Source organism: Rhizobium oryziradicis (assembly GCF_001939045.1).
GTDB classification, from domain to species: domain Bacteria; phylum Pseudomonadota; class Alphaproteobacteria; order Rhizobiales; family Rhizobiaceae; genus Allorhizobium; species Allorhizobium oryziradicis.
On sequence record NZ_MKIM01000017.1, the window covers coordinates 36,985 to 56,706 of the forward strand.

The 19,722-nt window shown below is 54.2% G+C and carries 16 protein-coding genes; 14 read left to right on the top strand and 2 right to left on the bottom strand.

Translation table 11 applies throughout. From position 1 onward, the window contains the following. Positions 1–3 precede the first annotated feature (3 nt). Both BJF95_RS00620 and BJF95_RS00625 read right to left on the bottom strand, forming a co-directional pair. The gene (locus BJF95_RS00620) at positions 4–1,884 is read right to left on the bottom strand and encodes a dipeptide ABC transporter ATP-binding protein (protein ID WP_075637508.1); all 1,881 of its coding nucleotides are present in this window, start codon (positions 1,882–1,884) and stop codon (positions 4–6) included. A gap of 37 nt (positions 1,885–1,921) precedes the next feature. Beyond that, entirely contained in the window at positions 1,922–2,860 is a 939-nt protein-coding gene (locus BJF95_RS00625; protein WP_075637509.1) for a MurR/RpiR family transcriptional regulator, read from the bottom strand. 304 nt (positions 2,861–3,164) lie between these two features. Here BJF95_RS00625 and ytfQ point away from each other — a divergent pair, with 304 nt between their 5' ends. The 14 genes from ytfQ to BJF95_RS00695 all read left to right on the top strand — a co-directional run bounded on the left by ytfQ (position 3,165) and on the right by BJF95_RS00695 (position 19,693). Next, a complete protein-coding gene (ytfQ, locus tag BJF95_RS00630) occupies positions 3,165–4,121 on the top strand; it encodes a galactofuranose ABC transporter, galactofuranose-binding protein YtfQ (RefSeq protein WP_075637547.1) in 957 nt (318 codons plus the stop codon). Between the two features lie 96 nt (positions 4,122–4,217). Then, positions 4,218–5,756 (top strand): sugar ABC transporter ATP-binding protein, encoded by a 1,539-nt coding sequence (locus BJF95_RS00635; RefSeq protein WP_075637510.1) that lies wholly within the window; start codon positions 4,218–4,220, stop codon positions 5,754–5,756. Next, positions 5,753–6,802: an ABC transporter permease gene (locus BJF95_RS00640; RefSeq protein ID WP_075637511.1), complete on the top strand. Its 1,050-nt coding sequence runs from the start codon at positions 5,753–5,755 to the stop codon at positions 6,800–6,802. The genes BJF95_RS00635 and BJF95_RS00640 overlap by 4 nt, the downstream gene beginning before the upstream one ends. Beyond that, the gene (gene yjfF, locus BJF95_RS00645; RefSeq protein WP_075637512.1) at positions 6,799–7,773 is read left to right on the top strand and encodes a galactofuranose ABC transporter, permease protein YjfF; all 975 of its coding nucleotides are present in this window, start codon (positions 6,799–6,801) and stop codon (positions 7,771–7,773) included. The genes BJF95_RS00640 and yjfF overlap by 4 nt, the downstream gene beginning before the upstream one ends. Next, positions 7,770–8,516 carry a FadR/GntR family transcriptional regulator gene (locus BJF95_RS00650; RefSeq protein WP_075637513.1) on the top strand — a complete coding sequence of 249 codons (747 nt, stop codon included), beginning with the start codon at positions 7,770–7,772 and terminating at the stop codon, positions 8,514–8,516. Before yjfF ends, BJF95_RS00650 begins: the two co-directional genes overlap by 4 nt. Before the next feature lie 220 nt (positions 8,517–8,736). Continuing rightward, positions 8,737–10,515 (top strand): ABC transporter ATP-binding protein, encoded by a 1,779-nt coding sequence (locus BJF95_RS00655; RefSeq protein ID WP_075637514.1) that lies wholly within the window; start codon positions 8,737–8,739, stop codon positions 10,513–10,515. Positions 10,516–10,703: 188 nt separating this feature from the next. Continuing rightward, entirely contained in the window at positions 10,704–11,957 is a 1,254-nt protein-coding gene (locus tag BJF95_RS00660) for a rhamnan synthesis F family protein (protein ID WP_075637515.1), read from the top strand. A gap of 28 nt (positions 11,958–11,985) precedes the next feature. Further along, entirely contained in the window at positions 11,986–12,840 is an 855-nt protein-coding gene (locus tag BJF95_RS00665) for a glycosyltransferase family 2 protein (RefSeq protein ID WP_139317345.1), read from the top strand. 103 nt (positions 12,841–12,943) lie between these two features. Beyond that, positions 12,944–13,873, top strand: coding sequence for an ArsR/SmtB family transcription factor (locus tag BJF95_RS00670; protein WP_075637517.1), 930 nt, complete (start codon positions 12,944–12,946; stop codon positions 13,871–13,873). 116 nt (positions 13,874–13,989) lie between these two features. Continuing rightward, positions 13,990–15,501: an arabinosylfuranosidase ArfA gene (gene arfA / locus BJF95_RS00675; protein WP_075637518.1), complete on the top strand. Its 1,512-nt coding sequence runs from the start codon at positions 13,990–13,992 to the stop codon at positions 15,499–15,501. 4 nt (positions 15,502–15,505) lie between these two features. Continuing rightward, positions 15,506–16,576: an ABC transporter ATP-binding protein gene (locus BJF95_RS00680; RefSeq protein WP_075637519.1), complete on the top strand. Its 1,071-nt coding sequence runs from the start codon at positions 15,506–15,508 to the stop codon at positions 16,574–16,576. A gap of 62 nt (positions 16,577–16,638) precedes the next feature. After that, a complete protein-coding gene (locus BJF95_RS00685) occupies positions 16,639–17,913 on the top strand; it encodes an extracellular solute-binding protein (RefSeq protein WP_075637520.1) in 1,275 nt (424 codons plus the stop codon). Between the two features lie 77 nt (positions 17,914–17,990). Further along, positions 17,991–18,869 (top strand): carbohydrate ABC transporter permease, encoded by an 879-nt coding sequence (locus tag BJF95_RS00690; protein ID WP_139317348.1) that lies wholly within the window; start codon positions 17,991–17,993, stop codon positions 18,867–18,869. Next, complete coding sequence (locus BJF95_RS00695; RefSeq protein ID WP_075637522.1) at positions 18,866–19,693, top strand: carbohydrate ABC transporter permease; 828 nt, start codon at positions 18,866–18,868, stop codon at positions 19,691–19,693. Before BJF95_RS00690 ends, BJF95_RS00695 begins: the two co-directional genes overlap by 4 nt. Positions 19,694–19,722: the final 29 nt, after the last annotated feature.

Consider the following 19,722-nt stretch of genomic DNA (forward strand, 5'->3'; position numbering starts at 1 on the left):
GAATTACATTTTGAACACGCCAACGGCGTGCCTTGCCACGAAATGGCCGGGCGAAACTTCGTGCAGTGCCTCAACAACCGGCTCATCGCCTTTTTTGCGCACGGGGCTTGGCAGATCTTCCACGGCAAATTCACGCTTGAGATGGCGGCGGGCCGGATCGGCGATTGGCACAGCCGCCATCAGCTTTTTGGTGTAAGGATGCTGCGGATTTTCAAAGATGGCGCGGCGCGGACCAATTTCGACAATCTGGCCCAGATACATCACTGCGACGCGATGACTGACGCGCTCGACCACAGCCATGTCATGGCTGATGAAGAGGTAGGAAATGCCAAGATCGCGCTGCAATTCCAACAACAGATTGACGATCTGCGCCTGAATGGACACATCCAGCGCCGAGACCGATTCATCGGCCACCACCACTTTGGGATTGAGCGCAAGGGCCCGGGCAATGGCGACGCGCTGACGCTGACCGCCGGAAAATTCATGCGGATAACGCTCAGCGTGGGCGGCCGTCAGCCCCACCCGTTCCAGCAGCCATGCCACGCGCTTGCGTGCTTCTTCGCCCTTGGCAATGCCGTGGATCAGCAGTGGTTCCATAATGGAAAAACCAACCGTGAGGCGCGGATCGAGCGAGGCGAAAGGATCTTGAAACACCAGCTGAATATTGCGGCGCAGGCCGCGCAATTCGGTTGCGGGCAGGTCCAGCACATTGCGGCCATCAAATTCGACATTGCCGCTCTGGCTATCGACCAGACGCAGCAAGGAACGGCCGGTGGTGGATTTGCCACAACCCGATTCTCCCACCAGCGCCAATGTCTCGCCGGGATAAAGATCAAAACTGACCTTTTCGACGGCATGCACATAACGATCAATTCGATTGAGAAAGCCACGGCGAACCGGAAAACGGGTGACAAGATCCCGCACTTTCAAAATCGGCGGCAGATCAAAGCGGGCTGGCGGTTGCTCAGCGGTCACAGTTGTTGCATCTGCTCCGACCAGATCAAAGGCGCGTGGTCCTTCGGTGCCTGCCATGGCTCCAAGGCGCGGCACTGCGGCCAGAAGGGCTTTGGTGTAGGGGTGTTTCGGCTGTTCAAACACCTCTTTGGAAGCACCGTGCTCGACCTTTTCGCCCTGGCACATCACCAGAACCCGATCAGCAATTTCGGCCACCACGCCCATATCATGGGTGATAAACAGCACGCCCATGTTCATGTCATCTTGCAACTGACGGATCATTTGCAAAATTTGCGCCTGCACCGTCACATCAAGCGCGGTCGTTGGCTCATCAGCAATCAACAGCGAGGGGCGGCAGGCCAGCGCCATGGCAATCATCACCCGCTGGCGCATGCCGCCGGACAATTGATGCGGAAAGCGGCCAAACACATGGTTTGCCTCGGGAATACGCACCAGATCCAGCATGCGCAAGGCTTCGGCCTTGGCCGCCCCATCGCTCATGTTCTGGTGCAGGCGAAGGGATTCGGCAATCTGTTCGCCTGCGGTAAACACCGGGTTGAGCGATGTCATTGGCTCTTGAAAAATCATGGCAATATCAGCGCCGCGGATATTGCGCATGGTTGGCGCATTCGCCGTTGCCAGATCCAGCACCGGGCCTTTTGCCGGGCGAAACAGCATCGAGCCGCTGTCGATCCGCCCGCCACCATGCTCGATGAGGCGCATCAACGCGAGAGATGTCACGGACTTGCCGGAACCGGATTCACCGACAATCGCCAGAGTTTCACCACGACCCACGTCAAAACTGACATTGCGCACGGCGCGAACCCGCCCTTCGGATGTGGCAAAGGACACCGTCAAATCATCGACCGCCAAGACCTGATTGTCCAGCAGAGAGGGAGCGGCGTGAAGCAAAGAAGCGGGAGAGGTCATGGGCGATACGCTCAGTCAGAAATTGGCAGAGAAGAGATCAGCTAAGATCGGCGTCATCGTCTGGGATGTCATCGATCAAGGCGGGCTTGGCAGAGGCTCGAAAGGCGTTTGAATGCCCTCCATGCAAATAGGGAAGCACGGTATCGGCAAGCTCTGTTGCCGCTTGCATGGAGCGGCCTGATGCATGGGCAACGGCTGCCGTCAACGCCTCGATCAGTGCCAGAGCACTCGCCTCGCAATTGGCAAAATGCGCACTTTCCACATGGGCAAACAGCGTCATGGTGGCGTGGGCAACCAGCGGCGAGCTGGCATTGTCGGTGAGGGCCAGCACGTGCGCGCCCGCATCAGCCATGCGCTTTGACAGGGTGATTGTGTCGGCCATATAGCGCGGAAAGGCGATTGCCACGACCAGATCACCGGGCTTTATGCCACGCAGCGACCGGGCTGCGAAAGAGGCACCTTCAATATTGGCCAGCAGCCGCACATCATCACAAAACAGATCGAGCCGCCGTAGCAGCAGGCCGCCGTGCCATGCGCTGCTGCCAAGCCCGATAATATAGATGCGCCGTGCAGACAAAATGGCATCAACCGCCTGCGCCAAAACATCAAAGTCCAGTGCCTGGCGGGTGCGCTCCACATTGCGCGCCATGGTCGCCAGCGTGTCGGCAAACACGTCGGCGGGGCGAATGGATTGCTGCGGCTTTGCACGTAACTTTTCTACCGGTGCCAATGCCGACTCATAGCCGAGCACCAGATCGGCGCGAAATTGTGCATAGCCCGAAAAGCCAAGTGCGCGGGCAAACCGATTGACCGTCGGCACGGACACCCCAACAATTTCAGCAAGATCTTCAGCCGGCATGGCGGCGACCCGCAAAGGGTAATCCAGCACATAATCCGCGATCTGCCGATGGGCAGGCGACAGCGTGGCGTGAATTATCCGCTGGGAAATCGACATGCGGTCTTGGGATGACGTCATGGATGCGCCTCGGGCTGAAGGTGTGAGACTTGATTTAAAAATATCATGGCGAAACCAGTATAGATATTTTTAGATCAATCAAGGGGAATGTGCGCGCTTTCTGTGCATTCAAAGTGGTTGCGATTTTTTTGTGCGATGCGATAGGAAATGCTGCGGCAAAGCGAAGGAAAAGATTAAAAATAACGCATGTTGCAGTGCAGCACATATAATACTACTAATGCCCTTTACACGGTTTTCAAATCTGCTTATGAATACTGAAGATGCCATTGGAGGTGGTGTCTTTTTTGGGAGGGTTTCAATGAATATGATCTGCAAACTCGCGCTTGGCGTGAGCATGATGGCGCTTACCTGCTCGACAGCAATGGCGGCAAATCTGACGGTTGGTTTTTCGCAAATCGGTTCAGAGTCCGGTTGGCGCGCGGCTGAAACTTCGGTCACCAAAATGGAGGCTGAAAAGCGCGGTATCACTTTGAAGTTTGCCGACGCGCAGCAAAAGCAGGAAAACCAGATCAAGGCCATCCGTGGCTTTATCGCGCAAGGTGTTGACGCGATTTTGGTGGCTCCTGTTGTGGCCACCGGCTGGGAAGCGGTGTTGAATGAAGCCAAGGAAGCGAAAATTCCGGTCATTCTTCTCGACCGCGGCATCGATGCGCCGCAGGATCTTTACCTGACATCGGTTGCATCCGATCAGGTCAAGGAAGGCCGTGTTGCGGGTGACTGGCTGGTCAAGGCGGTTGGCGACAAGGCCTGCAAAGTGGTCGAGTTGCAGGGCACGGTTGGCTCAACGCCTGCCATTAACCGCAAGAAGGGCTTTGAAGAAGCCATTGCCAAACACCCCAACATCACCATTGTGCGCAGCCAGACAGGCGATTTCACCCGCGCCAAGGGCAAGGAAGTGATGGAAGGCTTCTTGAAGGCCGAAAATGGCGGCAAGGACATTTGCGCCATGTATGCCCACAACGACGATATGGCCGTGGGTGGCATTCAGGCGATCAAGGATGCTGGCCTGAAGCCAGGCAAGGACATCAAGGTGGTTTCCATTGATGGCGTGCCGGATATTTTCTCGGCCATGGCCGCAGGTGAAGCCAACGCGAGCGTTGAATTGACACCAAACATGGCAGGTCCAGCCTTTGACGCGCTTGCTGCCTATCTCAAGGACGGCAAAAAGCCTGAGAAGTTCATCATCACCGAGTCCAAGCTCTACACCCCTGCGGATGATCCAAAGGGCGAATATGAGCGCCGCAAGGGCCTCGGCTACTAAGTGTTTCGAAAAAGACCGCGCTGGAACACCAGCGCGGTTATTTTTTCAGGATGCTTCCTTAAGATGCAGGATGTCTCCTTAAGATTGAGTGGCGAGATGACGAAAAGCGAAACAGCCGTGCTTGCGGCAAAGGGCATCACCAAGACATTCGGAAGTCAGGTGGCGCTGAACAATGTCGATATCCAGTTTCAACCGGGCGAAGTTCATGCCCTTTTGGGTGAAAATGGTGCCGGCAAATCCACCTTGATCAAGATCCTCACCGGCGCTTATTCGCCTGATGGTGGTTTGGTGTTGGTCGATGGCGAGGCCATGAGCTTCTCAACACCGCAGCAGGCGCAAAGTGCCGGCATTGGCACGGTCTATCAAGAAGTCAATCTTCTGCCCAATATGACGGTGGCCGACAATCTCTTCATTGGACGGCAACCTCGCCGGTTTGGTCTCGTTGACACTCGCAGCATGGAGCGCCAGGCGCGCACCATTCTTGCCGGTTATGGCCTTGATATTGACGTGCGGGCAGAGCTTTCGACATTTTCTGTGGCCGTTCAACAAATCATCGCCATTGCACGCGCGGTGGAGTTGTCTGGCAAAGTGCTCATTCTGGACGAGCCAACCGCCAGTCTTGATCGCTCTGAAGTGCTGAAGCTGTTTGAAATTGTGCGCAGCCTCAAGGCCAGAGGTTTGGCTATTGTTTTTATCACTCATTTTCTGGATCAGGTTTTTGAACTGTGCGATCGCGTGACCGTGTTGCGCAATGGCTGCCTTGTGGGCAGCGAGGCAATCAATGGCCTCGATCGCACCAAGGTGGTTCGCATGATGCTGGGCAAGGATGTGTCCTTGCACTTCGATGCCGTGGCGGGTGTCGAGGCGGAGGCGGGCGAAAGCATGATGCAGTTCGAGCAGTACGGACTGGATGGCAAAGTCGCGCCTTTCGCGTTGAATATCCGCAAAGGCGAGGTGATTGGCGTGGCCGGTCTGCTTGGCTCGGGACGTACGGAAATGGCGCGGCTGATGTTTGGCATTGATGTTGCCAGCACCGGCGAATTGAAAGTCGATGGCAAGGCCTTGCGCGTGCGCTCTCCGCGGGATGCCATTGATCTCGGCTTTGGCTTTTGCCCGGAAGACCGTCGTGCCGACGGTATTTTTGGTGACCTGTCGGTGCGCGAAAATATTATCATCGCCATGCAGGCCAAGCTGGGCTGGTTCCGGGCGCTGAGCCGCGACGAACAGATGGAAATCGCCGGACAGTTTATCGAGGCGCTGGACATTCGCACGGCGTCTGCAGAATTGCCGATCAAACTGCTCTCCGGCGGTAATCAGCAAAAGGTTATTCTGGCGCGCTGGCTGGCAACCGATCCACGGTTTCTCATTCTGGACGAGCCCACGCGCGGTATCGATGTGGGAGCACACGCCGAAATCGTCCGCATGATCAGCCGTTTGCGCGAAGATGGTTTGGCCTTGATCGTCATCTCCTCAGAGCTGGACGAGGTGGTTGGCTATTCATCGCGCATTGTGGTGATGAGGGATCGCAAAATGGTGGCCGAGCTTCACGGGGCCGACATCACACCCGACGTCATCGTGCAAACCATTGCTGCCCAGCCAGACGGGGCCACCCAGCCAGAAGGGGCTGTTGCATGAAAATCTCATCACTTTCCGTTTTCATGAAACCGCAATTTGCAGCATTGGCGACCGTGCTTTTGCTCAATTGGCTGGTGTTTCCGGGCTTTTTTGACATTGCCTGGCGTGACGGCCGCCTGTTTGGCAGCCTGGTTGACGTGTTAAATCGCGGAGCACCCGTGGCCATTCTGGCCATTGGTATGACAGCGATTATTGCCACCCGTGGCATTGATTTGTCCGTGGGCGCGGTCATGGCCGTCGCCGGTGCCGTGGCCGCCACCTGTGCGGTGGCCGGTCAGCCGTTGGTGGTCACGCTTCTGGCATCCTTGTCTGTTGGCGTCTTGTGCGGGTTGTGGAATGGTGCCTTGGTGGCCTATCTCGGCATCCAGCCCTTTGTGGCAACGCTGGTATTGATGGTGGCGGGCCGAGGGCTTGCGCAGTTGATCACCTCTGGCTCGATTGTCACCTTCACCGATCCGGCGTTGGTTTTCGTCGGCACGGGGTCGGTGCTGGGCTTGCCCATGCCGGTGGTGATTGCCTTTGTGTTGATGCTGGCGACCCATATTTTTATGCGCCGCAGCGCTGTTGGCCTGTTTATCGAGGCGATTGGTACCAATCTTTCCGCCGCCAATTACACGGGCTTGCGCAGCCGCACCCTGATTGTTGCGGTTTATGCTTTTGGCGGGTTGTGTGCGGGCATTGCCGGAACTATTGCTGCGGCTGACATTCGCGGTGCCGATGCCAACAACGCAGGTTTGTGGTTGGAGCTGGACGCCATTCTGGCTGTGGTGATTGGCGGAACCTCGCTGCTGGGGGGGCGCTTTTCCATCCCCATGTCCGTGTTGGGGGCTGTGATTATTCAAGCCATGAACACCGGCATTCTTGTGTCTGGCCTGCGGCCAGAGTTTAACCTCATCGTCAAGGCCATGGTGATCATCGTCATTCTTGTGCTGCAATCGGATCGAGTGGCAACGCTGATGGGTTTTTGGGCCCAGCGAAAAATGCCTGTAGCATCTCATAAAGTTCAGACTTCGGAAAAAATTCAGACTTCGGAGAAGGCAGGATGAACCCGCGCTATCGGCCTTTGGCAGCCACCACACTTATTTTCATTGTCGCCTATACGCTGTGTGTCATGCGCTATCCGGCGATGTTTTCAACCCGTGTCTTTGGTAATTTCCTCACCGATAATGCGTTTCTGGGCATTGCGGCGGTGGGGGCAACCTTTGTCATTCTCTCCGGCGGTATTGATCTTTCCATCGGTGCCGTGATTGGCCTGACCGGCGTGGTCGCGGCCATGCTGATCAACAAGGGTATTGATCCGCTGATCGTGTTTGCCTTGGTGCTGGTGATGGCCGCCTGCTTTGGCGCGATCATGGGTGCGGTGATTTATTTTCTGAAAGTGCCGTCTTTCATTGTCACGCTGGCTGGCATGTTTTTGGCGCGGGGCATTGCCTCGGTGCTCACGCAGGATTCTCTGCCGATCAACAGCCCGCTCTATGAGACTATTTCCTCCATGTATATTCACCTGCCCGGCGGTGGTCGCTTGAGCGCGATCGGGCTTTTGATGCTGGCCGTGTTTGTTGTCTGCGGCTTCATTGCCCACCGTACGCGCTTTGGCTCCTATATCTATGCGCTGGGGGGCAATCCAACCTCTGCGGCATTGATGGGGGTGCCCACCGGGCCGGTCACGGTTGGTATCTATGCCCTTTCTGCCATGCTTTCCGGTTTGGCAGGCATTGTCTATTCGCTCTACACATCGGCGGGCTATCCACTTGCCGCCGTTGGCATCGAGCTTGACGCCATTGCGGCTGTGGTGATAGGCGGCACGCTGCTCACCGGCGGTTACGGGTTTATTTTTGGCACCCTGATCGGCGTGATGTTACAGGGGCTAGTGCAGACCTATATTGTGTTCGACGGAACACTTTCGAGCTGGTGGACAAAAATTGCAATCGGTGCCCTGTTGTTCATGTTCATCCTGCTGCAAAAACTGGTCTTTCACGCAGGTGGGCGCTCGCGGCAGAAAAAGGCTGCGGTATGATTGAGCCGGGGAGCCTTCTGCGCTCCCTGTCCGGACGGGTCACAGCGCGCAATTTTCACTCTCATGTCATCAATGAGCTGGGTGCCGGTGTCATCTCTGGCCGGTTTCCGGTTGGCTCCATCCTGCCCAATGATGCCGCCTTGATGGATGAATTCGCCGTTTCCCGCACGGTGTTGCGTGAAGCGCTCAAAACACTGGAGGCCAAAGGGCTGGTTGAAGCCCGCCCCAAAGTCGGCACCAAAGTTGTGAAGCAAAGCCGATGGAGCCTTTATGACGCGCAAGTCTTGGCATGGTGTCTCGAGGCCGGGCCTGACGAAGAGTTTCTTCGCGGGCTGCACAATGTGCGGCATGCGCTGGAACCTCAGGCGGCCAGCGATGCGGCGTCCCATCACTCAGGCGATCAGATTCGCTTGATGCATTATTGGCTGCGCCAGATGGAGCTTGCGCTCAACGAGCCCCAGAGTTTTTGTCTGGCGGATTTCGAATTGCATCGCATTATTGCCGAAGCGGCGCGCAATCCATTTATTCGCGCCCTGCAAGGCGTGATCGAACTGTCCCACGCTTTGGCGTATCGCACCATTGTGCATGAACAACATGTGGTGGACCTCACGCCCGTCTTCCAGAAGCATTATCAATTGGTGGGTGCAATTGAGCGGGGTCTCGCGTCTGAGGCAGGTTTGGCCATGACCGCGACGATAGAACAGGACGTTCAAATGGCGATTGATTTTCCTCCCAGCCGTTAAGCCCAGCCGTCAAGCATTGTCTCAGTAGACAATCCGAAGTGTGGTAATAGGGCCGCACTTCACGTTGGCAAAATCCGATACCACTTGAATTTCCTCTGAAGACGGGCCATTAAAGCCCGATATGCGGGTGGCTCCGTTGGAATCTGTTGCTCGCCAAGAGCAGGCATTGAATTTTGAAATGCGCAACTTGCTGATTGCTGCATTGAAGGACTGAAACTGTATGTTCGCAAAAATGATTTCAAACGCAAACAAGACTCTTCTTGTGAGGCTTCTTTCTGAGAACTTCAAGAGTCAGGCCCCGTGGTATGGTATTGCCATTGTTGCAATGATTGTTGTTGCAGCCATGACATCCGCCAGTGCGTGGATCATGCGCGATATCGTCAATAGCTCTGTGGTTTCCAAAGACATCAACAGAGTGTTTGAAGTCGCAATCATGGTTGCGCTCATCTTCTTTGTCAAAGGCATCGCAGGTTACGTCCAATCAGTCTTCCTGAGCCGGGCTGGCAACAACATCATTGCCAAAACCCAGAAAATGCTGTTTTCGCGCATTCTCAAGCAAGGTATTTCGTTCTATTCCAAATATCCGTCGTCAGAATTGTTGATGCGGATCACCACCAATGCGCAAGCCGCGCGCTCGGTTATCGATCTTATCGTCACGTCTTTTGTGCGCGATCTGTTTTCCTTGATCGGGCTTGCGGCCGTTATGGTCATTCAGCAGCCATCGTTGACGCTGTTTTCAGCCATTATTGTGCCGGGTGCCATCTATGGCGTGCGCCACCTCACCAAAAAGGTGAGAAAGATCATGGAGCAAGAACTGGCATCGCTGGGTATGATTATCCAGAATGTTCAGGAAACCGCCACAGGCATTCGGGTCATCAAGGCTTTTGGTCTTGAAAACTACATGAATGCTCGTATGGAAAAATACGTGAGCGAGGTTGAGCAGCGCTCAAACAGCATCGCAAAGCTGGAAGCGGCGTCCAGCCCGATTATGGAAACGCTGTCTGGCTTTGCCATCGCGGGTGTTGTGGCTCTAAGCGGCATTTGGGTGTTGCAGGAGGGCAATACGCCTGGCGAGTTGATGTCCTTCATCACGGCACTTCTTTTGGCCTATGAGCCCGCCAAGCGTCTGGCCAGAATGCGCATCAGCCTTGAAACAGGCCTTATTGGTGTGAGGATGATGTATGAGCTTGCCGATCATCCGATTGATCTCAGCCAAAAAGACAATGCGGTCGAGCTTGCGGCTGGTAAGGGCGAAATCAGCTTTCGCAATGTGAATTTCTCCTACAAGGAAAATCACCGTCTGTTTGATAACCTGAATCTGGATTTTCCAGCAGGCAAAACAACGGCGCTGGTTGGTCCTTCGGGCGGTGGCAAATCCTCTATCATCAATCTGGCCATGCGTCTTTACGATCCGGAGAGCGGTTCTGTGATGATTGACGGGCAGGATCTGCGCGATGTGACGTTTGAATCTCTTCGCAACCGCATCGCCTATGTTGGGCAGGACACATTCCTGTTTGCCGGAACCGTCAAGCACAACATCGGCCTTGGTCGCGAAGGTGCCTCCGATGAAGAGATCATTGCGGCCGCCAAAGCTGCCAATGCGCATGATTTCATCATGCGCATGCCGCACGGTTATGACAGCGATGTGGGTGAAAACGGCGGCAACATGTCGGGCGGCCAAAAGCAGCGGATTTCCATTGCGCGCGCCATGCTGCGTGACGCTGAAATTCTCATTCTGGATGAGGCCACAAGTGCTTTGGATTCCGAGTCGGAATATCTGATCCGTGAGGCGTTGACACGTCTGACCAGAAACCGCACCACCGTGATGATTGCGCACCGCCTTTCAACCATCACATTTGCGGATAATATCGTGGTGATGGAAAATGGTGCTGTGGCAGAGCAAGGTCGGCCAGCCGAGTTGCTCTCACGCGACGGACCTTACCGGCGTTTGTATGAATTGCAGCTTTTGCCAACGGCAGAGCAGGCAATGCTGCTATAGGCTGGCCAAGCGAAGGCGTGCCTGCAAACCACTGCATGATGGCTGAATCGGATCCGGTTTACAAAACTATCATGCAGCACATATGGAAAAGTGAAATGAGCCTTTGCGCATCCTTCGTGGTGCGCAAAGGCTCAATGTCGTAAACGCAGTAGTGGTTGCCGCTATCCTGTCGTCGTTGGTGGAAGAGAATGGTCGATATTTCCGTGCCAACTGCATCCTTCTCTCTGGACGAAGGCTTTTATCGCCTGACGTTGCGCGGGGGTACGCCTGCGGATGTCGTTCAGCTTATCGACCGCGATAATCCGTCGCGCGGCTGCGTGCTGTTTTCCAGGCAGAGTGGTCAGACCTATCTCTTGAAGCTGAAACGCCCGCTTTCCGCAGGCATGATCACTGTAAACTCTCCAGCCGGGGAGGGAGCCTCTGGCGCAACGCCCATTTCTTTGCACTGTTCTAAAATCTCAAAGGCCATGTATTATGGGGCTGGCTTGGCGGCTTTGACAAAGCCACGCCGACTGCAGAGGTTTGGTCCGGGTGAAAAGCTTGTGGTGCGGGGCGGTACAGCGCAGGATCTGGCATTGTTTGCCAGCCAGAATGTCGAGTTTCGTTACCTGCGTCTCTACGGTCTGGATAATCGCTCTGTTGATGCGCGCGGATGGCAATGGCTTTTGGATGCTGAGCGGCCCGTGTCAGGCCAAAAGCAGCCCGCTCATTCTGAGGTTTCTGGTCGGATCTGTGTCTATGTCCATATGCATTATTGGGAGACCTGGCCGGAGATAGAAGCAATCCTTAGCAATGACTGCGAGGGTGCTGATCTGATTGTGACGTCTAGTGTTGACGCCAGTCAGCATTTTTCCAAAATTGCCCAGCGCTTTCCCCATGCGCAATTGGTGGCAACGGAAAATCGCGGCCGAGATGTCGGCCCGTTTTTGGAAATGCTCTCCAAAGGCATGTTTGATCAATACACGGCCGTCTGCAAAATTCATGGAAAGCTGTCCAAAAAAGACGGTAGGGAAACCGCCATCGGTTTGCGGGTGCGCCGCTATATTTTGGCATCATTGCTGGCCAATGGTAATTTTCGCCAGGCGACAGAGGCTTTTGCAGCAAAGCCCGCGCTTGGTCTGTTGGGTCCGCAAAACCTGCTGTTGCCGCCACGCGGCGGCAATATCAAAGCCTATATCAAGAGCGAATGGTCCATCATGCAGCGCGTATTTGCGCGCGCGAATATCGAGATTGATCCCAAGGACATTCAGTTTTTTGTTGGCACGATGTTTTGGTTTCGCCCGAGGGCATTCTCAGGCTTGCAAAAACTGGGAATCGGTTTGGGCGATTTCGATGCGGAGAATGGCAAGAAACGCAGCACATTGCAGCATGCTTTTGAGCGCATGTTCTGTGCCTTTGTGCAGAATGCCGGATATACAGTGGATGTGATTTCACCGCCTTAAAGTCTTGCCAGTTTAATGGATACCTATGATGAATGATGAATTCCGGCTTGAGGATGTGACGGTGGTGTCGGTCTGCTATAACAGCAGCGAGATCATTGGCGGTCTCATTGATAGCCTGCCACCGGCTGTTTCCCTCGTGCTTGTCGATAATGGTGGCACCAACATATTTCCAGCGTTTGCACCAGACCGCCGTGTGAACATTGTCCGTATGGCGCAAAACGAAGGGTTTGGACGCGGTTGCAATGCCGGAGCGGCAGAGGCCTCAACGCCTTATCTGCTTTTTCTCAATCCCGACGTGCGGGTGGAGGAAGGGGCTATTGAGGCCCTGTTGCGCGCGGCCCAGGCCTATCCTGAGGCATCCGCCTTTAATCCACGGCTGATCAATTCGGACGGCGGCGCCTATTTCAAACGTCGCTCCTATCTTCTTCCGCGTTCGCAACATCTCAAAAGAGGTTGGCCCGATGCGGATTGCCAGGTGCCGGTGCTGAGCGGAGCTGCAATTTTCGTCAAGAAACAGCTGTTCGACAGGATTGGTGGGTTTGATCCGAAAATTTTCCTCTACCACGAGGATGATGATCTGTCTTTGCGGCTCAAAGCGCTCGGCCCGCTGATGTTTGTGCGTGATGCAGGCGTGGTTCACGCCAAAGGATATTCCTCGGGGCGGTCGCCGGCGGTTGCCTCTTTCAAGGCGTTTCATATGGCCCAATCCCGGATTTATACGGGCAAAAAGCACCATCGGCCTGTGCCGCTTTTGAGTGCTGCCTGGCACTGTTTTGTATCGAGTCTTCTGCCGTTCAATTGGTTCTCCAGCCGCCGCAGAGCAAAGCTTGGCGGATTTTGCCGCGGTGTGTGCAGCATGCGGAAGGGCAATGACCTGAACTGAATCAATCAGCATTGATTGAGATCCGCATTCCTGTCGACTTTCATTCTTCTGTCATGTATATCCAAAATATAGATACATAACAAGAATGTCTTTCGGGGGCTGAATGAGGCAGAATTTTCTTTTGATTGATGCCGAGAAGGATTTTGAAATTCTGAAAGCTGCGGCCTCACCGGTTCGCGTTCAGATTTTGAAAATTCTGCATGAGTCGGATGGTCTCAATGTCAATGAAATTGCCGAGAGGTTGGCGCTTCCGCAATCCTCCGTGTCATCCAATGTCGCCTCGCTGGAGGCGGCGGGGTTGCTGCGCACCGAGACCCGCAAGGCCCGCAAGGGCAGCCAGAAAATCTGTTTTGCGACCTTCGATGAATTGATTGTCACCTTTCATAAGACAGAGCAGGCGTCTGCTTCCAATATGATCGAGGTCTCCATGCCGCTTGGCCTCTATACCCATAGCTCGGTGACCGGCCCGTGTGGGATCTGTTCGCCCGAAGGCATTATCGGGCTTTTGGATGTGCCAGAGACGTTTATGGACCCAGAACGCATGAAAACTGCGCTTTTGTGGTTCACATCCGGCTATGTCGAATATCAGTTTCCCAACAACGCCCGCATTCAAGGCCGTCAAATTGAGGAAATCGAATTCTCGATGGAGGTCAGCTCAGAAGTGCCGGGCACCCATACCAATTGGCCATCGGATATCACCATTTCGGTCAACGGCATTGAGCTTGGCGATTGGACATCGCCCGGCGATTTTGGCGATAAACGCGGCGCTTATACGCCGGATTGGTGGAAATTGTCCGGCTCTCAATACGGCATGCTCAAGACTTGGCGCATCAATGATGCTGGTGCTTTTGTCGATGGTATCAAGATTTCAAATGTGAATTTACGCGATCTCGATGTGTCATCCCATCGCTCCATCCGGCTTCGCATTGAGGTGAAACAAGAGGCTCGCCATCCCGGTGGGCTGAATATTTTTGGCCGGGGCTTTGGCAATTACGCCCAGGATATTGTTCTGAGATTGCATACGAAAGCCTGAGCTTACTCTCCAAAGCCGCATAACGGCGTTGACAATCGGTCTTCGCTTTGCCATTAATATCCAATAAATAGATTTATATCGAAAATATGGTTATTAATGCAATGGGAGGAAGTTGCATGAAAGCGCGCGTCACGGTTCACCGGGATTTTCGCATCGGGCTGATTGATGATCGTCTCTATTCAGCATTTATCGAGCATATGGGCCGGGCCATTTATTCCGGCATTTTTGAGCCGGACCATCCCAGCGCTGATGCCAATGGCTTTCGCACGGACGTTTTGAAATTCGTTCAGGATTTGAAAATACCGGCGATCCGCTATCCAGGCGGCAATTTCGTATCTGCTTACCGCTGGGAAGACGGTATTGGCCCGAAAGATCAGCGGCCTGTTCGTCTTGATCTCGCTTGGCGCTCCAAGGAAACCAATCAGGTCGGCATCAACGAATTTGCGATCTGGGCCGAAAAGGCGGGCATTGATATGATGCTTGCCGTCAATCTAGGCTCGCGCGGGTTGGAGGATGCGCGCGATTTTCTGGAATACGTGAATTTTCCGGGCGGCACACATTTGAGCGATCTGCGCCGCAGCCATGGCACGGAAAAGCCCCATGATGTGAAAATGTGGTGCCTTGGCAATGAAATGGACGGTCCCTGGCAGGTTGGCCATAAAACCGCAGTGGAATATGGCAGGCTTGCCAATGAAACGGCCAAAGCTTTCAAGCTGTTTGATAAATCCATCGAAGCCGTGGTGTGTGGCAGCTCCAATGACAGAATGCCGACCTATCCCGAATGGGAGCGTCAGGTGTTGGAAGAATGCTATGAGAATGTCGATTACATTTCCCTGCACAAATATTTCGACAACAAAAGTGGCGACACCCTGAATTTCTTCGGCAAAATTGAAGAAACTGGCCGATATATCCAGGCCATTGGCGGCACGATTGATTATGTGAAGGCCAAGAAGCGCGCCAAGAATGATGTCTACATCTGCTTTGATGAGTGGAATGTCTGGTATCACAATATCGAAGAGGATGGCCGCCGCTGGAAATCCTGGGATTGGCCCGAAGCACCGGAACTGCTGGAAGAGACCTATAATTTCGAGGATGCGCTTTTTGTTGCCTGCCTGATGAACGAGTTTATTCGTCGCTCAGACCGGGTCAAAATTGCCTGCATTGCCCAGTTGGTAAATGTGATTGCACCGATCCGGGCAGAAAAGGGTGGGCCTGCATGGCGGCAAACCATCTATTACCCTTATCAATTTGCATCGCTCTATGGGCGCGGTGACGCCCTGAACATCGCAGTGGATTGCCTGACCTATGACTGCGACGCCGCCAATGATGTCAGCTATCTCGACGTTGCAGGCGTGCATGATCGCGAAGCCAACACGCTTACCCTGTTTATCGTCAATCGGCATTTGACGGAAAGTGTCGAGCTTGATGTGTCGCTGGGCGGTTTCCCCAAGGCCCGTTTGATCGAGCATTTGGTGATGCAAGGGCATGATTTGCGCGCTGTGAACTCGCCAGAGCGGCCTGAGCATATCGTGCCGACCCAAGGCAGCGGCGTTGGCATTGAAGACGGAGCCGTGAAGGGCACATTGGCGGCGGTTTCCTATCATGTTCTGCGTTTCAGCGTAGGGTGAGATCATGAGTGTCCGCCTCACCAATGTCGCCAAGTCCTTTGGTGCGTTTAACGTGATCAAGGACGTGTCCATGGATATTCCCGACGGAGGCTTTGCGGTCTTCGTCGGCCCTTCCGGTTGCGGAAAATCGACCCTGCTGCGGATGATTGCCGGTCTTGAGGAGACCAGTTCCGGCATGATTTCGATTGAGGGACAAGACGTTACGCAGATGGAGCCAGCCAAACGCGGTGTTGCCATGGTTTTTCAAAACTACGCGCTCTATCCGCATCTGAGCGTGTTTGAAAACATGGCCTTCAGCCTGCGGTTGGCGCGGGCACCCAAAGAAGATGTTCTTCGCCGGGTTGGCGAGGCCTCGCGTATTTTGCAGCTTGATGAGCAGTTGCAGAAAAAGCCCTCGCAGCTTTCCGGTGGCCAGCGCCAGCGGGTGGCAATTGGCAGAGCCATTGTGCGCCAGCCCAAGGTTTTCCTGTTTGACGAACCGCTTTCCAATCTTGATGCCGAATTGCGGGTGCAGATGCGTTTGGAGCTAACCCGTCTGCACCGCCAGCTCGGCGCGACAATGATCTATGTCACCCATGATCAGGTGGAAGCGATGACCTTGGCAGACAAGATTTTCGTGCTCAAGGGCGGAATCTTGCAGCAGGCGGGTGCACCGCTGGAACTGTATGACAATCCCGACAACCGCTTTGTTGCCGGCTTCATTGGCTCGCCGGCTATGAATTTTCTTCCCGCACGGGTCAGCGGGCAGAAGGATGGAATGGCCACGCTGACCCTTTCAGAGGGGGAGCATTCCCTTGAGGCTCCGATTTCTCAAGCCCTTGAGATCGGGCAAGCGGTGGAGATTGGTATTCGGCCAGAGCATTTTCGGCTCGGCGACAGCGGTATCAAAGTCAATGTCGAGGTGGCGGAAGAACTTGGCGACGTCTCGTATTTGTACGCCCGCACGGTTGGAGGCCGTGAGGTGATTGTACAACGCCAAGGCTCGCGCCAACGGCTGGATGGCACCACGGTGTGCCTCACGGCGGATGCCAACAAGATACTGGTTTTCGATAGCAAGGGCGAAAGACTGCGATAGGACCAAATAAAACTGGGAGGTCTGCCGAGCTGGATCAGTCGGGCAGAAAAAAGGAGGAAGAGATGAAATTTATCAAAGCTTTACTTTTAGGCTCCGCTGTCGCTTTGACAGCTGTTCCGGCATTTGCGCAGCAGGAGATTACCTGGTGGGATTTCTTCAGTGGCGGTGATGGTGTGCGGATGAAGGCGCTGATCAAGGCCTTTAATGACGAGCACCCGGACATCAAGATCAATGGCACAACATTGGAATGGGGCGTGCCATTTTACACCAAGGTGCGCACTGCGGCATCCGTCGGCGAAGCGCCTGATGTTATGACCTATCATCTCTCGCGTGTGCCTTTGGCCGTGTCGGAGAACATTCTAAGCCCGATTACCGATCAGGATCTGAAGGACGCGGGCTTACGCAAAAGCGACTTTTTTGAAGCCCCCATGGCGGCGGCAACCGAAAATGGCAAGCTCTATGCTGTGCCGCTCGATATCCACGCCATTGTCCTTTACTACAATGCAGATTTGCTGAAAGGCTCACCTTACATTGATAGCAATGGCAAGCTGACCGGTATCAGCACCATGAAGGATTTTGAGGCAGCGTTGGCCTGGGCAAAAGATCATGGCGTCAAGACACCTGTGACCTATGAGACTGGTGCGCCTGCTGGCATTTGGCGGGTTTTCTACACGCTTTTGTCCCAAGAAGGCGGCACTTTTATTGAAAATGGTCAGGTTTTGCCCGGCGATAACACCGCAAAGGCGGTGAAGGCTGTTCAGATCATGTCGGATTGGCGTGAAAAAGGCTGGGCACCGGAGCAGGCGGATTATGAATCCTCTGTCGCACTTTATACATCCGGCAAGGCGGCGTTCCAGCTCAATGGTGTGTGGGAAGTGCCGACCTATAAGGATCTGGTCAACAAGGACAAGCTTGGTTTTAAATGGGGTGCGATCGAGATCCCACCATGGATGGGAAAATCTGCCACCTGGGCTGACTCCCATGCCTTTGCCATCCCCAATCAGGGCGACAAAACCATCTCTGGCGAAAAGCGTGCTGCGGTGATGAAGGCCATTGGCTGGATCGAAAAACACGCAATTCAATGGGCCGATGCGGGCCATATTCCAGCCTATAAGCCAGTGACCGAAGGCGATGCTTACAAAAAGCTGGAGCCAAATGCGACCTATGCCCCCTTGGTCAAAACCGCAGCGTTTGATCCGAAATCGGTCATCACCGGTGTTGCATCGCCCACCTATGATGCCGCGCTCAATCTGCTGGCCCCTGCGGTTCAAGGCTATATGACGCCTGAAGATGCTGTCGAGCAGATGAAGAGCGAGCTTCAAGGCATGCTGAAGTAAGCGGATGTCTCCCGGTGGGCAGCCCTGCCGGGAGACATGCATATACTGTAAGCAATAGGGGAGATTGCCCGATGGCAATGCTGGAAAACCGGCGCAAAAAGGGCTTCGCAGCTCTGGTGATGGTTGCACCTTTTTTGACAATATTCACGCTGTTTTTTCTCTATCCCACCGTGGAAATGGTGCATCTGAGCTTCACCGATGCACCGCTGGTGGGCAAGGGCAACTGGGTTGGGATCGATAATTATATCCGGCTGCTGAGTGATAAGCTGTTTATGACATCTTTGAAAAACAACGGTTATTTTGTGCTTCTGACCGTTGTGCCAACAACGGTGATTGCGCTGTTGATAGCACTTTCGGTCAACCGGCTTTCCGGGTTCAAACAGGCCGTGGCGATGTCGCTGTTTTTTCTACCCTATGTGCTGCCGGTGTCGGTGGTCACGCAAATCTGGATGTGGATGACGGATCTTCAATTTGGCATCGCCGAGCCATTGATTTCGTTTTTTGCAGGCAAGCCCATTGCGGTTTTCAAGCACCCCTATTGGGTGATGCCAATGATTGCCGTTGTGACCATCTGGTGGACCAACGGCTTTAACGTGCTGTTGTTCATTGCGGGCCTTCGTAATGTGCCGCCTGAATTGTATGAGGCAGCCTCGCTGGATGGTGCCACAACGTTGCAAAAATTCTCACGGATAACATGGCCGCTGCTGTGGCCGGTAACGGCACTGATTTTGACGTTGCAGCTAATTCTGCAGCTCAAGATTTTTGATCAGGTCTATCTTCTAAGCAAAGGTGGGCCTTTCAATTCCTCCTATGTTTTGCTCATGCAGGTTTATCGCGACGCATTTCAGCTCAACAAAGGCGGCTATGCCTCTGCAGTATCCACAGTGCTGTTTTTGCTGATTGCCATTATCTCGGTCTTACAGTTTCAACTTCTGCGCATCAGGAGATCATCATGAGTATGATGAAGCGAATTGAAACGCTCGTTCTCACGGTGGCCACGCTGGGCGTCGGCCTTATTTGGATTTTTCCGCTGTACTGGGCCTTTTTGACATCCATCCGCTCCGAGCAAAATGTGGTTGGCAATGCCAGCCTCTGGCCAAACGAGATCGACCTTCACGCCTATGCCAGCGCCTTGTTTGATACCAAATTGATGCTTTGGTACGTCAATTCCATTGGCACGGCGGTGATTGCCACCGTGGTTGTTTTGCTGATTTCGGTGATGTGTGCCTACGCACTCTCGCAGATCAAATTTCCGGGGCGCGGTCTGCTGTATGGCGTTGTTCTGGCCAGCTTCATGGTGCCCACGCAGGCCTTGGTCGTCACCCAGTTTATCCTGATGAAAAATCTCGATTTGATCAACACCTGGGCCGGGATCATCCTGCCACAACTGGTCGTGCCGGTGGTGATTATTGTCTATAAGCAGTTTTTTGACGCTGTACCCAAAGAAATGCGCGAGGCCGTGGTGTTAGACGGCGGTGGTGAATTTACCATCCTGTTTAAAGTCTATTTGCCGCTGAACTGGGGCATCACCACGGCGCTTGCCATTGTCACCTTTATCGGTGTGTGGAACAGTTTCTTCTGGCCATTTCTGGTGATCACGTCTGAAGATATGATGACGGTGCCGGTCGGGATTACGCAAGTGCACGACACCTTCGGCTTGCACTTTGCCAAGCTTATGGCGGTGGCCATGCTAGCGGCCTTGCCGGTGATTGCGGCTTATCTGATTTTCCAGCGCCGTGTTACAGACGCGATCATGATTTCATCCGGCGTAAAGGGATGATGGGAACGCGCGCCTGATTGCATCAGGCG